The sequence below is a fragment of the Streptomyces sp. NPDC022910 genome, assembly GCF_055561075.1.
This window is the reverse complement of the sequence record NZ_JBVHHL010000103.1, coordinates 1-13,462: the sequence shown is the minus strand read 5'-3', so window position 1 is coordinate 13,462 and position 13,462 is coordinate 1. Positions and strand designations below refer to the sequence as shown.

Annotated in this window: 11 protein-coding genes and 1 pseudogene; 8 read left to right on the top strand and 4 right to left on the bottom strand. The window is 70.4% G+C overall.

Going from position 1 to position 13,462, the window contains the following annotated elements; translation table 11 throughout:
• Window positions 1–91: 91 nt before the first annotated feature.
• From ACZ3TS_RS41145 to ACZ3TS_RS41135, 3 genes are all read right to left on the bottom strand, one after another.
• Window positions 92–976 (bottom strand): NAD(P)-dependent oxidoreductase, encoded by an 885-nt coding sequence (locus ACZ3TS_RS41145; RefSeq protein ID WP_467627864.1) that lies wholly within the window; start codon window positions 974–976, stop codon window positions 92–94.
• Window positions 976–1,950 carry an aldo/keto reductase gene (locus ACZ3TS_RS41140; protein ID WP_467627861.1) on the bottom strand — a complete coding sequence of 325 codons (975 nt, stop codon included), beginning with the start codon at window positions 1,948–1,950 and terminating at the stop codon, window positions 976–978. Before ACZ3TS_RS41140 ends, ACZ3TS_RS41145 begins: the two co-directional genes overlap by 1 nt.
• Window positions 1,951–2,036: 86 nt before the next feature.
• Window positions 2,037–2,711, bottom strand: a complete 675-nt coding sequence (locus tag ACZ3TS_RS41135) for an amino acid permease (RefSeq protein ID WP_467627858.1) — start codon at window positions 2,709–2,711, stop codon at window positions 2,037–2,039.
• 490 nt (window positions 2,712–3,201) lie between these two features.
• On the opposite strand from ACZ3TS_RS41135, the gene ACZ3TS_RS41130 reads away from it, so the two are divergent.
• From ACZ3TS_RS41130 to ACZ3TS_RS41105, 6 genes are all read left to right on the top strand, one after another.
• Window positions 3,202–4,215, top strand: a complete 1,014-nt coding sequence (locus ACZ3TS_RS41130; RefSeq protein WP_467627856.1) for an alpha/beta fold hydrolase — start codon at window positions 3,202–3,204, stop codon at window positions 4,213–4,215.
• A 236-nt stretch (window positions 4,216–4,451) separates the two neighbouring features.
• On the top strand, window positions 4,452–4,808 hold the full coding sequence (locus ACZ3TS_RS41125; protein WP_467627853.1) for a hypothetical protein: 357 nt from the start codon (window positions 4,452–4,454) through the stop codon (window positions 4,806–4,808).
• Window positions 4,805–5,665, top strand: a complete 861-nt coding sequence (locus ACZ3TS_RS41120; protein WP_467627851.1) for an FAD binding domain-containing protein — start codon at window positions 4,805–4,807, stop codon at window positions 5,663–5,665. Before ACZ3TS_RS41125 ends, ACZ3TS_RS41120 begins: the two co-directional genes overlap by 4 nt.
• Window positions 5,662–8,538 (top strand): molybdopterin-dependent oxidoreductase, encoded by a 2,877-nt coding sequence (locus ACZ3TS_RS41115; RefSeq protein ID WP_467627848.1) that lies wholly within the window; start codon window positions 5,662–5,664, stop codon window positions 8,536–8,538. Before ACZ3TS_RS41120 ends, ACZ3TS_RS41115 begins: the two co-directional genes overlap by 4 nt.
• A 58-nt stretch (window positions 8,539–8,596) precedes the next feature.
• On the top strand, window positions 8,597–9,535 hold the full coding sequence (locus ACZ3TS_RS41110) for an NAD(P)-dependent oxidoreductase (RefSeq protein WP_467627846.1): 939 nt from the start codon (window positions 8,597–8,599) through the stop codon (window positions 9,533–9,535).
• Window positions 9,536–9,786: 251 nt separating this feature from the next.
• Complete coding sequence (locus ACZ3TS_RS41105) at window positions 9,787–10,416, top strand: aldo/keto reductase (RefSeq protein ID WP_467627843.1); 630 nt, start codon at window positions 9,787–9,789, stop codon at window positions 10,414–10,416.
• Between the two features lie 10 nt (window positions 10,417–10,426).
• Here the strand turns inward: ACZ3TS_RS41105 and ACZ3TS_RS41100 are convergent, their stop codons facing one another.
• Complete coding sequence (locus ACZ3TS_RS41100) at window positions 10,427–11,341, bottom strand: LysR family transcriptional regulator (RefSeq protein ID WP_467627840.1); 915 nt, start codon at window positions 11,339–11,341, stop codon at window positions 10,427–10,429.
• A gap of 473 nt (window positions 11,342–11,814) precedes the next feature.
• Here ACZ3TS_RS41100 and ACZ3TS_RS41095 point away from each other — a divergent pair, with 473 nt between their 5' ends.
• Window positions 11,815–13,281: an ABC transporter permease gene (locus tag ACZ3TS_RS41095; protein WP_467627838.1), complete on the top strand. Its 1,467-nt coding sequence runs from the start codon at window positions 11,815–11,817 to the stop codon at window positions 13,279–13,281.
• 35 nt (window positions 13,282–13,316) lie between these two features.
• Window positions 13,317–13,462 (top strand): annotated as a pseudogene (locus ACZ3TS_RS41090) (ABC transporter ATP-binding protein); the annotation flags it as partial.

Here is a 13,462-nt window from a genome sequence, read left to right as displayed (position 1 = left end):
ACGTTCCGCCGTCGCCACCAAGTTGAGGCCCGCAGGCACCACTTCCGCCGACGCATGCGCATCCAGATGATGCAGATCTAGCCCTGTAGTACTAGCCGCACCGCGACGGGCGGACGGCGTTGATCGCCGCGGACACGTCGTCGTCGCCGTACCCCTGTGAGACGGCCTCGTGCCACTGGCGCACGATGGCCTCGGTGAGCGGGACGGAGGCACCGCGGCCGTCGGCGGCCTCGATTGCGAGCCCGACGTCCTTGTGCGCATGGCGCAACGGGAAGCCGGGGGCGAAGTCGCCCTTGAGCATGGCGCGCCCCTTGGCCACCGCGAACTCGCAATGCAGAGCGCTTTCTTCGATGATGTAGATGACGAGGGCGGGATCCAGCCCGAGTGCTGTGGCCAGGCTCAGGCTCTCCGCCATCCCCTCGACCAGTACCGCGAGCCAGTTGTTCAGGATGAGCTTCAGCCGGCTCCCGTCACCGGCCCGGTCGAGCCATACGGTCCGGCGGCCGACGGCTTCGAACACCGGACGCACCCGGCACTCCAGGGCCGGATCGCCGGAGGCCAGGACGAGCAGTTCCCCGCGTTCGGCGGGCAGCGAGCTGCCGGACACGGGAGCATCCACAAAGCCGACCCGCTGGTCGGCCAGGCGCGCCAGGCGCTGTGTCCACTCGGCGCCGACGGTGCTCATCTGGATCCACACGGCATCCGTCGGGAGCGTGGACAACGCCCCCTCGTCCCCGGTCGTCGCCGCCTCCACTGCTGCGCCGTCGGAGAGCATGGTCACCAGGAGCTCGGCGCCCTTGGCCGCCTCGGCCGCCGACGAGGCGACGTACGCGCCGTCGGCGGCCAGCGCCTCCGCCTTCACCTTCGTCCGGTTCCACACACGTACGTCGAAGCCGGCGCGTAGCAGGTTCCGCACCATGGGCGCGCCCATGACCCCGGTGCCGAGGAAGGCGATCTTCGTGCTGTTGGCGTTCATCACACGGTCTCCGGGGACGGGCCGGCGACCGGGGTGGCCGCGGTCATGATGGCGTCGATGTCCTTCAGGTTCGCCTCGCTCAGCGTGATGTCCGCCGCGGCCAGGCTCTCCTCGACGTGGTGGACACGCCGGGTGCCGACGATCGCCACGTGCACGCCCGGGTGGGCCAGTGTCCAGGCGATGGCCAGTTGGCTGACCGACAGGTCCAGGGGCTGGGCGAACTGCTCCAGTCGACGGACGACGGCGACGTTGCGCCGGTAGATCTCGCCGCGGAAGACGCTGCTCCTGCCGCGCCAGTCGTCGTCGGGGAAGGGGGTGTTCTCGCCCAGCGCGCCGGTGAGCAGGCCGTGCGCGAGTGGCCCGTAGACCAGCACGCCGATGTCGTGGGCGCGGGTGTAGGGCAGGATCGTGCCTTCGACCTCGCGGCGGAACAGGTGGTACGGCGGCTGCAGCGTCTCCACCGGCAGGGTCAGGGCGAACTCGGCCATCTGCTCGGCGTCGTAGTTGGACACCCCGACGTGCCTGATCTTTCCGGCGTCGATCAGTTCCTTCAGCGCCCCGGCGGTCTCGGCGACGGGCACCTTCGGGTCCGGCCAGTGCACCTGATAGAGGTCGATGTGGTCGACGTCGAGCGCTGTCAGGCTGGCGTCCACGCCCGCGCGCAGAGCCTCGGGCCTGGCGTCGCGGGCGACACCGCTGCCGGTCTCGCGCAGGCCGCCCTTTGTGGCGATCACCAGCTCGTCGCGGTTGCTGCGCAGTTCACCGCGCAGAGCGTCGCCGAGCAGTCGCTCGGAGGCGCCGAAGCCATAGGCCCGGGCGGTGTCGAAGAAGTTGACGCCGAGATCGCGTGCACGGCGGATGGCGGCCTTGGCCTCGTCCTCGGAGAAGCCGCCCCAGTCGCCTCCGAGCTGCCAGGTGCCGAAGGCGACGCGGGACACCCGCAGCCCGGTTCTTCCCAGTGTGGTCGTGCGCACGTCCACCCTCCAACCAAAACTAAACGTCTAGTTTATCATTCAGGGTAACGAACGACGACCCAGATTGCTTCCCGCTGCCCGCCCGATCAGGGGGCGTCGCGTCCGCGGGGGTGCGTCAGACGGCCGGTGCCATCAGCAGAAGCTGCCGGTGGGCTTGGGGTTCGTCGATCCGAACAGTGGTGCTCCTGACGCGCCGCCGGCGTGCCCACGTTCAGACGGTCGGCCAGCGGCTGCTTGATGCGGGTGTGTACGGCCGCGAAGACGAGCGCGCCGACGACGGTCAGTACGGCGGTGGTGATCACCATGCTCCAGCGCAGATACCACGTGTCGCCGAGCGAGGCGCGGGGCCAGGCGATGTTGACGGTCTGGGCGAGCGTCCACAGTGCCGCCAGCACGGTGATCGGGGTGCCCCATCGCCCGAGGCTGAAGACACCGGGTCGCCAGGTGCCGCGCAGGCGGGCGAGTGCGGCGCCGACCACGGGAATCGCGAAGGCGATCTGGAACCCCATCGTGGTGAAGTTGACCAGCACCCCGTACAGCCGGGAGCCCGCCGCGAGCACCAGGAACGCCGCCACGAACGCGGTCCGGGCGATGGCGTTGACCGGGAGACGTTCGGGGCCCGCGAGCTTGGTGAGACGGCGCGCGCCGGGCAGCGCGTTGTCGCGGGCCGAGCCCCACAGGCAGCGTGAGACCGCTGCCTGCACCGCCAGGAAGCTGGACAGGAAGCCGATGACGAACAGCACCAGCAGAGGCCGCCCCACACCGGCGCCCAGCTGACCGGGTGGCGATCGCCGTCAGGAACTCCTGCTGGTTCGCCATGCGGCTGAGGTCCTCGCCGGCCTCCTGACGCGTTCCCGGACCGGTTCGAGCGACTGCCGACCGTCGCGTTCCTGACAGCCGGACCCGAAGCCGGCGTCTGCGGCCGGTCCACCAGTGGCCGGTCAAGACACATGGCGACGCCGCAGAGTGCGTCGACGAGATTGGCGCAGGCACCGAAGCGGTGGGACCGGCCGTCCGGAAGGCGTTTTGTGGCCGCGTTGGGTGTGACCTGCCTGATTCTCCTCTTTGCTTGTCATGTGCGGTTGAGGTCACGCCGTGACAGCCGGCTTGACAGGGTGCTCGAGGCGTGAACTACTTTCCGTAGAAAATTTTTCTTGGCCGGTGTACTGCCGACTCCCTGGCTGATCTCGAGCCGCAGGGCCGCGGCGGGCGCAGCCGACGGTGCGCGGCCCGGGATCAGGAGTTCATCGCATGACCGATCACCACGTGTTCGAGCTGGGCGACTTCACGCTCCAGCACGGTGCGACGCTGCGCGGCGCGAAGCTGGCCTACCAGACGTACGGCGCCCTGAACGCAGACAAGAGCAACGCCGTCGTCTACCCGACGTGGTACTCGGGCAGGCACTGGGACAACGAATGGCTCATCGGCGAGGGCATGGCCCTGGATCCGGCGAAGTACTTCGTCATCGTGCCCAACATGTTCGGAAACGGCCTGTCCAGCTCCCCCAGCAACACGCCGGCACCGTATGACCGCGCCCGCTTTCCCCACGTCACCATGTACGACAACGTGCGCGCTCAGCACCGCCTGGTGACCGAGCACTTCGGCATCGAGCGCCTCCCGCTGGTGACCGGGTGGTCGATGGGCGCCGGCCAGACCTACCAGTGGGCGGTCGCCTACCCGGAGATGGTCGAGCGCATCGCGCCGTTCTGCGGGTCCACCAAGACCAGCGAGCACAACCAGGTGTTCCTCGAGGGGGTCAAGGCGGCGCTGACCGCTGACGCGGCGTTCCGGGGCGGCTGGTACGACGAGCAGCCGAACATCGGCCTGCGGGCCGCCGGCCGGGTGTACGCGGGTTGGGGCTTCTCCCAGGCGTTCTACTGGCAGCAGGTGTACAAGCAGCTCGGGTTCACCTCTCTCGAGGACTTCCTCGTCGGCTTCTGGGAGGGCTTCTTCCTCGACGACCGGGACGCCAACAACCTGCTCACCATGCTGTGGACGTGGCAGAAGGCCGACGTCGGGCTCACGCCGGGCTTCGAAGGCGACACCGAGAAGGCGCTGAAGTCCATCAAGGCCAAGGTCCTGGCGATGCCGGCGGAGAAGGATCTGTACTTCCCGCCGGAGGACGAGGAGTGGGCTTCAGGCTTCATCCCGGACGCGGAGGTGCGTGTCATCCCCGGCGTGTGGGGCCACTTCGCCGGCGGCGGCAGCAACCCGGTGGACGTCGCGTTCATCGACTCGGCCCTGAAGGAACTGCTGTCCCGCTGACCCGCGCACGCGTCAGAGCCCGTGCCGGGCAGAGTTCACCTGGCGGTTCGTCGGTGTCGCCGCTCGTGTGATCCGTTCCCGTCCCCTTTCGGCATGTCGCGAGCCGCGTTCCGGACACCGATCCGCTCCGGCGCGCCGCGCGCCGCGTGCACAGAAGGCGGCGCCCTGGGCCGACGCCGGCCGCCCGCCGTCCAGGCGGCCTCACCCCGCACCACAACGAACTTGGAGGTCTTGCCATGTACGGACTCACGACCCGCTGGTCCCTCGAAGGCAGCGGAAATCAGGTGAGTGACAGTCTGCGCGACTATGTGCGCGACGAGTCGCAGCCGCGGTTCACCGGCCGGCCCGGTCTCATCGAGAAGATCTGGACCATGAAGCCGGGCTCCTTCTTCGCCGGCACCTACCTGTGGGAGAGCGACGAGGCCCGGCGCGAGTTCGTGGCCGCGCTGGCGACGGCGCCGTCCAAGGTCACGGACATCGTCGGCCATGGCCCCGACGCCGTCGAGGAGTTCGAGGTCGTGGCCGTCGCGGAAGGCGGTGCGGGCATGGACGACCTGACCAAGCGCGGGACCGCCTTCGGCCCGGCGGAATGAAGCCGGCACCTTTCGGCTACGCGCGGCCGCGGGACCTGCCGGAGCTTCTGGCCACGTTCGACGAGGGGGACGTCCTACTGGCAGGCGGACAGAGCCTGCTGCCGGATCTCAATGAACGCCGGCGCGGCGTGCGGCGCCTGCTCGACATCAATGCGACCGAGGGGCTGCGGCACCTGGACACCGGCTCTGACGCGCTGGTCGTCGGCGCCGTCACCCGGCACGCGGCCCTGGCCACGGACCCGCTGGTGCGTACCGCTGTACCGGTGCTGTCGGCCGCGGCGGCCCGCGTGGGGCACGCCGCCGTACGCACCCGCGGCACGCTGGGCGGGAGTATCGCGAACGCCGACCCGGCCGCCGAACTGCCCGGCGTGGCGGTGCTGTTGGATGCGCGCGCGGAACTGCGCACCGCACGGGGCGCCCGTACGGCCCCGGTCGCCACGCTGTTGCGGCCCGGCGGGATCGGACCGGACGAGGTGGTGGTCGGCGTCACCTTCCCCCGGATGTCGGCTCGCGACGGTTGGGGTTTTCGCGAGCTGAGCCGACCCGGTGCCTACGCGTTCCCGCTGGTGACGGTGGCCGCCGTGGTGGCGCTGGCGGACGACGGCACCGTGTCGTCGCTGCGGGCCGCCGTGACGGGCGCGGGACAGGCACCGTACGCGCTGGTGGGCGCACAGTCGCTGTCCGGCCGCCGGCCCGACCCGGAGTGGGCAGCCGAAGTCGCCGACCGGCTCCACGGCAGCGCCGACCCGGTGAGCGACGGCTACGCGAGCGCCGACTACCGCCGCCGCATGGTGCACCTTCTGGCCCTGCGGGCGCTGGCGGACGCGGTCGGCCGAGCGAGGGAGACGATGCAATGACGAGCGTGCAGCTGAACGTCAACGGGTGCCCGCACCGAGTGGACGTCGAACCGCGCACCCTGCTGTCGGACGCCCTGCGCGAGGGCTGCGGCCTGACCGGCACGCATGTCGGGTGTGAGCACGGGGTGTGCGGGGCGTGCACCGTGCTGGTGGACGGCGAGCCGGCTCGTTCGTGTCTGATGCTCGCCGTCCAGGCCGAGCAACACGAGATCACCACCGTCGAGGGTCTCGCGGGTCCGGATGGGCTCCATCCGCTGCAGGAGGCCTTCCGAGCGGAACACGGCCTGCAGTGCGGCTTCTGCACGCCCGGGATTCTGCTGACGCTGACCGCGCACCTTGCCGAGCACCCCGAGGCGTCGGAGGAGGAACTGCAGCACGCGGTGTCCGGTAACCTGTGCCGCTGCACCGGTTACCAGAACATCCTCGCCGCCGCGGTGCGCGCCGTACGGGAGGGCCGTGCGGCCGGTGCGTCCGTGCACGAGGAGCCTGCGGCCGGTCCGACGGCGGAGGAAGCGGGCACCGGCGCCCTCGGCGCCCCGATCCCGCGTCGCGAGGACCGGCGCCTGCTGGACGGCACCGGCTCTTTCGTCGACGACATCGACCTCCCCGGCGCGCTCCACGCCCACTTCGTGCGCAGCCCACACGCCCACGCGGCCATCGTGTCCGTCGACACCTCGGCCGCCCTCCAAATACCCGGGGTGGCCGAGGTGTTCACCGGCGCCGACCTCGCCCGGTGGACGACCCCCCTGCGGGTCGCTCCGCCCATCGACGGCCTGCTCCCGTTGGAGAGCGAAGCGCTGCCCACGCGGAAGGTGCGCTTCGCCGGGGACCCGGTCGCGGTCGTCGTGGCCGACAGCCGGTACACGGCGGAGGATGCGGCGGCGCTGGTGCGCGTGGAGTACGACGTGCTGCCCGCGGCGCTGGACCTCGCGGAGAGCATGGCCGGCCGGGCGCCCTTGGTCGACGAGTCGGCCGGCTCCAACGTCGTGTTCCGTGAGAGCTTCCGCGCCGGAGACGTACCAGGTGCCTTCGCCCGTGCCCACCGCGTGGTGCGTACCCGCTTCTCCCACCGCCGGATGACCCACGCACCGATGGAGACCCGCGGCTGCGCAGCTGTGTGGGACGCCGGGCGCGAGGAGCTGACCATGTACACCGGCACGCAGGTGCCGCACCCGTACCGCACCCAGCTCGCCGCACGCCTGCGGTTGGCCGAGCACCAGGTACGGGTGGTCGTCCGGGATGTCGGCGGCTCCTTCGGACAGAAGCTGATCGTGCACCGGGAGGAGCTCGCGGTGGCCGCTCTGGCCCGCGAACTGGGCCGCCCGGTGCGGTGGCGCGAGGACCGCGCCGAGAATCTCACCGCCGCCCTGGCGGCCCGCGAGGACAGCGCCGAGATCGCCGCCGCCATCGACGCCGAGGGCCGCATCCTGGCGCTGCGCGCAAGCCTGGCCAGTGACTTCGGGGCGTACTCCTTCTTCCCGGCGAACTACATGCTGCGGGTGGTGGCGATGATGCTGCCGGGCGTCTACCGGCTCACGGACTACGAGTACGACATGACCGTGGTGCTGTCCAACAAGACGCCCGCGTCCCCCATGCGCGCGCCCATGGCGATCTGCACCTGGGTCACCGAGGGCACCATCGACGCCATCGCCAGGGAGCTGGGCCTGGACCCGATCGAGGTGCGCGAGCGCAACATGCTCCGCGAGTCGGAGCTGCCCTATGTGACCGCCGTGGGAGAGACGTACGAGGACATCACCCCGCACCGCACGTTCAGGGCCGCGCTGGAGGCGTTCGGATACGAGGACTTCCGGGCGCGACAGCGCGCCGACCGGGAGAGGGGCGTCCACCGAGGCCTGGGCATCGCGTGCCTGGTGGAGCCGACCACCTACGGCTCCGCCTTCTACCGTGCGGCGGGTATCCCCGGCTCGGGCCACGAGGCCGCCTGGGTGCGCATCGACCCCAGCGGTGCCGTGGTCGCGTCGGTCGGTATCGCCCCGGCCGGTCAGGGGCACGAGACCACGATGGCGCAGGCGGTGGCCGAGGGGCTGGGCGTGCGCCCGCAGGCGGTGGCGGTGCGGCTGGGCGACACGGAGGTCGCCCCCTACGGCATGGGCACCCGCGGCGCCCGCAGCGGCACCGCGGGCGGCGGCGCGGCACTGCTGGCCGCCCGGCGGCTGAAACAGAAGGCGCTGGCCGTCGCCCGCTGCCGGATCCCGGACGCGCCCGGCCCGGACCTCGACATCCGGGACGGCGAGGTCGTCCGGCTCAAGGACGACGGGTGGGTGCGCACCGGCCTGTCGCTGGCGGACCTGGCTCGCACCGCGTACCTCGACCCGCTGTCCCTGCCCGAGGGCGTGGAACCCGGCTTGGTCGCGCAGGTCGCCTACGACCCGCCGCCCATGACGTACTCCAACGCCACGCATCTGTGCGAAGCCGTCGTCGACCCGGTGACCGGCCAGGTGCGTATCGAGCGCTACCTGGTCGCGGAGGACGCCGGCACCGTGATCAACCCCAAAGTGGTGGAGGGCCAGCTCCACGGCGCAGTCATGCTCGGCATCGGTGGCGTGCTCTACGAGGCGATGGCCTACGGCGACGACGGCGCCAACCTCACCTCCACCTTCCGCGACTACGTCCTGCCCTCCGCCCGCGAGGCCCCGCGGTTGGAGGTGCTGGACTGCAACACGCCCAGCCGCCGCACACCGGGCGGCATGAAGGGCATGAGCGAGGGCGGGGTGATGGGCGCGATCGCCGTGGTGACCGCCGCCGTCAACGACGCCGTCGCACCGTTCGGCCTCCTCATCGAGGACCTTCCCATCACCGCGCCACGGCTTTCCGACTTGCTGGCCGACCGCACCGCCACGCCGGGCGGCTGACGCTCGCACCACATCACCGCCGCAGCACCGACAACCATCTCTCGAAAGGGCATCCGTCATGCCGGACACCACCGCATCCCACCGTTCCGTCGCCGTCATCGGGCTGGGGGCCATGGGCGCGCCGATGGCGCGCGTTCTGCTCAAGTCGGGCTTCGACGTCACCGTGGTGCCGCACCGCAGGCGTGAGGCGGCCGAGGAGCTGCGGGCCGAGGGTGCGCGGGTTGCGGGGAGCCCTGCGCAGGCTGCCCGGGACTGCGAGGTGGTCGTGACGCTCGTTCCCGACCTGCCGCAGTTGCTGGAGGTGGCCGAGGGGTCCGACGGGGTGGTCGCGGGGGCCCGCCGGGGGCTCACCCTGCTCAACATGAGCACCGTCGCGCCGAACGGTGTCGTGGCGCTGGGGGAGCGGCTGGCCGCGGCAGGCGTCCGGCTGGTGGACGCCCCGGTCAGCGGGGGTCCTGAGCGGGCGGCCGACGGCACGCTCGCCATCATGGCCAGCGGGGAGGACACCGATGTGGATGGGGTGTCGGGAGTGCTGGACGCGCTGGGCCGGAAGACCTTCCGGACCGGCCCGCTGGGCACCGGTCAGACCGCCAAGCTCTGCAACAACATCCTGAGCGCGGTGATCATGGTGGCCAATGCGGAAGCGTTCACGCTGGGCGCCAAGGCCGGGCTGGATCCGGAGCAGTTGCGGGAGATCGTGCTCGCTTCCTCCGGCGGCAGCACCGCCCTGGAGAGGTGGGTTCCGCGCACATTGCTGCGTGACGAGTACGAAGCCGGGTTCGCGCTGCGCCTGATGTACAAGGATGCCGGGCTGGCACGGGACCTGGCCCGCCGCACCGGGGTTCCCATGCCGCTGGCCAACCTGGCGCACGAGCTGTACGGCATGTTCACACAGGGCCCGGACGCCGACCGCGACTACTCGTACGTCAGCACCCTCTTCCAGGACGCCGCCGACGTGAGCATCGCCACCGGCCGTCCGCGACGGCGCACGGCCTGAGCGACCGCGCAACGGGAGCGATGCCGGCCCACGCCGCTGCGCGCTCTCGTAGAGTCCGCTATCCGGGACACGCGGCACGCCGGAAGGCCGGTCCAGGGGACCCGCACCGGGGCATGCGCACCGGCGTTCGACGTTCAGCGGGGGATGCCGGTCAGAACAAGGCCTTCGGCGCTACAAGACCGTTTCGGTGTATTCGGAGCGTGTCGAGGAGCCTCATGGCGGTTCAGGAACCCAGGCCGAGGTGAGGCGGATTGAGGGCGCCGCCCATCACAGTCCGCCTTGCGACGGGGACTTTGTATCGCTGCGAGACAGCCGGCGTACTGCAGGAGCTCGTCGACGAAGGCAAGATCCGGTTCGCGGGCGTGTCCAACTACGACGCCCGGCAGATGGCCGAGTTCGCCGCGGTGCGGCCGGTGGACACGCTCCAGCCCCCGTACCACCTTTTCCGTCGCGGCATCGAGGCCGAGGTGCTGCCCTACACGATCGAGCACAACATCGGCGTCCTGGCCTACAGCCCACTCGCCAGCGGCCTTCTCACCGGGCGGTTCGACGAGAGCACCACGTTCTCGAGGAGAGCGGACTGGCGGAGCCAGGCCACAGCGTTCACCGGGGACGCCCTGAAGCGCAATCTGGCGGTCGTGCGGCGGCTGGCGGAGTTCGCTCAGGGCCGCGGGATGACGGTGGCACAGCTGGCCATCGCCTGGGTACTCGCACGTCCGGGCGTGCATGTGGCCATCGTGGGAGCGCGCAGCAGCGCCAATATCAAGGCAAGCGCCGCGGCCGCCGACGTCGAGCTGAGCGCCGAAGACCTCTCGCTGATCGACGACCTCACGGCCGATGCCGTCTCCATCGAGGGCGCCACGCCCGAGGGGGTGATGTGACCCCGCAAGGCTAAAGGTCGGCAGGTCCCTGGCCGGGAGACGGATCGTGCCCGGGGACCAAGGCCAGCAGCCGTCGCGCGGCCGGTGCCATCCGCTCGGGAGCCGGCACGGCGACCGCGGCCCGCCAGAGCGCAGCGTCCTCGCCGGCCAGCCGCACGGCACTCAGGGAGGCCGCCTGGGGCTTGTGCGCGATGTGCTCGGGGACCAGGGCCACGCCGAGGCCGTGCCCGACCAGCTCAAGCAGACTGTGCACGTCGTTGACCTGCAGGGCGACGAGCCGCCGTATGCCGGCTTCCGCGCAGGTGCGGTCGGAGACGGCGCGTGCACCCCAGTCCGGGGCGAAGTCCACGAAGGTCTCGCCGTCCAGTTCCTTCCACTCCACCTGCCCACGCCACGCGAGGGAGTGCGCGGGGTGGCAGATCAGCACCATTGGTTCCGTCGACAGAGGCAACAGCCTTACGCCGGCCGGGGGTTGGTCGTTCAGCGCGACGAACGCAAGATCGAGTTGCCCGGCGGCGACATCCTCGGCCAGGGCCTGCGAGCCGCCCTGCCGCATGTGGATCTCCACCGCCGGATGCCTGCCATGGAAGGCGGCCAGCAGAGATGAGACGCACACCGCGCCCAGGCACTGCTCGCTACCAAGGGAGAGGGTGCCCCGCAGGAGCCCCTTCACGGCGGCCACCGCGTCCTTGGCGGCGCGGGCTCCGGCCAGGGTACGGTGGGCCTCGTCGAGCAGCGCCCGGCCAGCCTCCGTGAGATCCACGCTGCGAGTGTTGCGCCGGAAGAGCTGGGCGCCCAGCTCTCTCTCAAGGGAGCGCACCGAGGCGGACAGCCCCGACTGGGACACCAGCAGTCGCTCGGCGGCACGCGTGAAGTGCCGCTCCTCAGCCACGGCGACAAAGTACTCAAGATGTCGAAGTTCCATGATTCAGAATATTAGTAGATAAGTAATTGCTAATCCATCGATTGGCGACTTAGCAGAAAGAGCTGAACCATCATGCAGACCCGCCGCATCGGACCGTTCGAGGTGAGTGCCGTGTGTCTCGCGTGGATGTTCGCTCTGTCCCCCGTGGTGGTCCCGATCCCCGGGTGCAGTCGGCCGCGCACCGCGCAGTTCGGCGGCCGCCGCCGAACTGCAGCTTTCCGCCGAGCATGTCGCCCAGCTCGAGGTCAGCCTGAGTGCACGAGTGTGAAGAGGCCTTTCAAAGCCGCTGCCAGCGGGGTCGGCGCGCCCTGCCGACGCTGGAACCGGCAGGGCCTCGGCCCGTACCAGCCGGGCGCCGGTCCCTTTCCCGTCCGAGCCCCTGCACAGTTCATCGCAGGGTCTGCCACAGGGTTCTCATAGAGCTTAAATGTTGGGCTTACTGGTTCATCAGGGTGCCCTCATAGCTTGCGATCATGTTCTTCACCTACCTGAGGCGCGAACTGCGCCGCCGGAGAAGGGCGTCCCTCGTCGTCGCCTCCGGGCTCGCGCTGGGCATCGCTCTCGTCATCGTGGTCACCTCAGTGTCCTCCGGCATGGGGAGAGCGCAGGACAAGGTGCTGCAGTCGCTGTACGGGCTGGGCACCGACATGACCGTCACGAAGGCGGCCGACACCACGTCGAGCAGCCCGCAGCGGCCCCGTTTCAACTTCAACGCGGGCAGCAACGGCTCCGACGAGACGCAGAGCACGGACCGCGTCATGGTGCAGGGCTTTCAGACGCTGGGGAGCAGCACGGTCACCGAGGTCGGCGCACAGCACGGGGTCTCGGAGGCCGTCGGCGGGCTCAGCCTCCAAGTGATCGACATCAGCGGCCAGTTCACGCAGGGCGAGTTCAAGCAGTACAAGAAGAGCCTTCGGCAGGCTCGCCGCCAGGGTGATCCGCAGGGCAGTGTCGAGGGCGGGGGCGCGAACTTCGACGTCAACCGCTACTCCGTCTACGGCACCGACGTCACCAAGGCCGCCCTCGGTCCCTTGACCTCCTCCAAGATCACCAGCGGTCGCACCTTCAAGACCTCGGAGACCAACGCCAAGGTCGCCGTCGTCGACTCGGCGTACGCCAAGGAGAACAAGCTCACGGTCGGCGGCACGGTCACCATCAAGAGCGTCAAGTTCCAGATCATCGGCATCGCCACGGCCGACAGCGGTGACTCGGCGGCCAACCTCTACATCCCGCTGCAGCAGGCCCAGACGCTCGCCGACGCGAAGGACAAGGTCACCACGATCTACGTCAAGGCGACCGACTCGCAGCAGATCGCCGGCGTGAAGAAGACCATCCAGACGAACGTCTCGGGGACCACGGTCACCACCTCCGCCGACCTTGCGTCCACCGTCTCCGGTTCGCTCTCCACCGCCTCCAGCCTCGCCAGCAGCGTCGGCAAGTGGCTGTCCATCGTGGTGCTGGTGGCCGCGTTCCTGGTCGCCGGCCTGCTCACCTCCTCGGCCGTCTCCCGCCGGGTGCGCGAGTTCGGCACGCTGAAGGCGCTCGGCTGGAAGTCGGGCCGGGTGACCCGGCAGGTGGTCGGCGAGGCCGTCGTCAACGGCCTGGTCGGCGGCGCCCTCGGCATCGCGCTCGGCCTGGCGGGTGCGTACGCCGTCACCGCGATCAGTCCCACGCTGACGGCACAGCTCGGCGCCAAAGGCGGCGGAGGCGGCGGAGGCGGCGGAGGCGGCGCCTTCGGCGGTGGCATGGGACGTGGCTTCGGCGGAGCGGGCCGCCAGGCCGCAAAGTCCCTTGAGGTCGCGCTCACCGCGCCGGTCAGTCTCACCACCATCGCCCTCGCGGTCACCCTCGCCGTGGCCGGCGGTCTGATCGCCGGTGCCTTCGGCGGCTGGCGCGCCTCCCGGCTGCGCCCGGCGGACGCCCTGCGCCGCGTCGAATAGGCCCGCCCCGCACCGCTATCCCAGGAGTTGCACCCATGTACGAACTCAGAGGCGTCACCAAGCGCTACACACGCGGCAAGGAGACGATCAACGCCCTGGACGGCGTCGACCTCACCATCGGCGACGGCGACCGGCTCGTCATCCAGGGCCCCACCGGCGGCGGCAAGTCCACGCTGCTGCA

Coding starts and splice junctions, on each gene's coding strand:
- ACZ3TS_RS41145 (WP_467627864.1), bottom strand. CDS start 976: ATGAACGCCAACAGCACGAAGATCGCCTTCCTCGGCACCGGGGTCATG.
- ACZ3TS_RS41130 (WP_467627856.1), top strand. CDS start 3,202: ATGACCGATCACCACGTGTTCGAGCTGGGCGACTTCACGCTCCAGCAC.
- ACZ3TS_RS41125 (WP_467627853.1), top strand. CDS start 4,452: ATGTACGGACTCACGACCCGCTGGTCCCTCGAAGGCAGCGGAAATCAG.
- ACZ3TS_RS41120 (WP_467627851.1), top strand. CDS start 4,805: ATGAAGCCGGCACCTTTCGGCTACGCGCGGCCGCGGGACCTGCCGGAG.
- ACZ3TS_RS41115 (WP_467627848.1), top strand. CDS start 5,662: ATGACGAGCGTGCAGCTGAACGTCAACGGGTGCCCGCACCGAGTGGAC.
- ACZ3TS_RS41110 (WP_467627846.1), top strand. CDS start 8,597: ATGCCGGACACCACCGCATCCCACCGTTCCGTCGCCGTCATCGGGCTG.
- ACZ3TS_RS41100 (WP_467627840.1), bottom strand. CDS start 11,341: ATGGAACTTCGACATCTTGAGTACTTTGTCGCCGTGGCTGAGGAGCGG.
- ACZ3TS_RS41095 (WP_467627838.1), top strand. CDS start 11,815: ATGTTCTTCACCTACCTGAGGCGCGAACTGCGCCGCCGGAGAAGGGCG.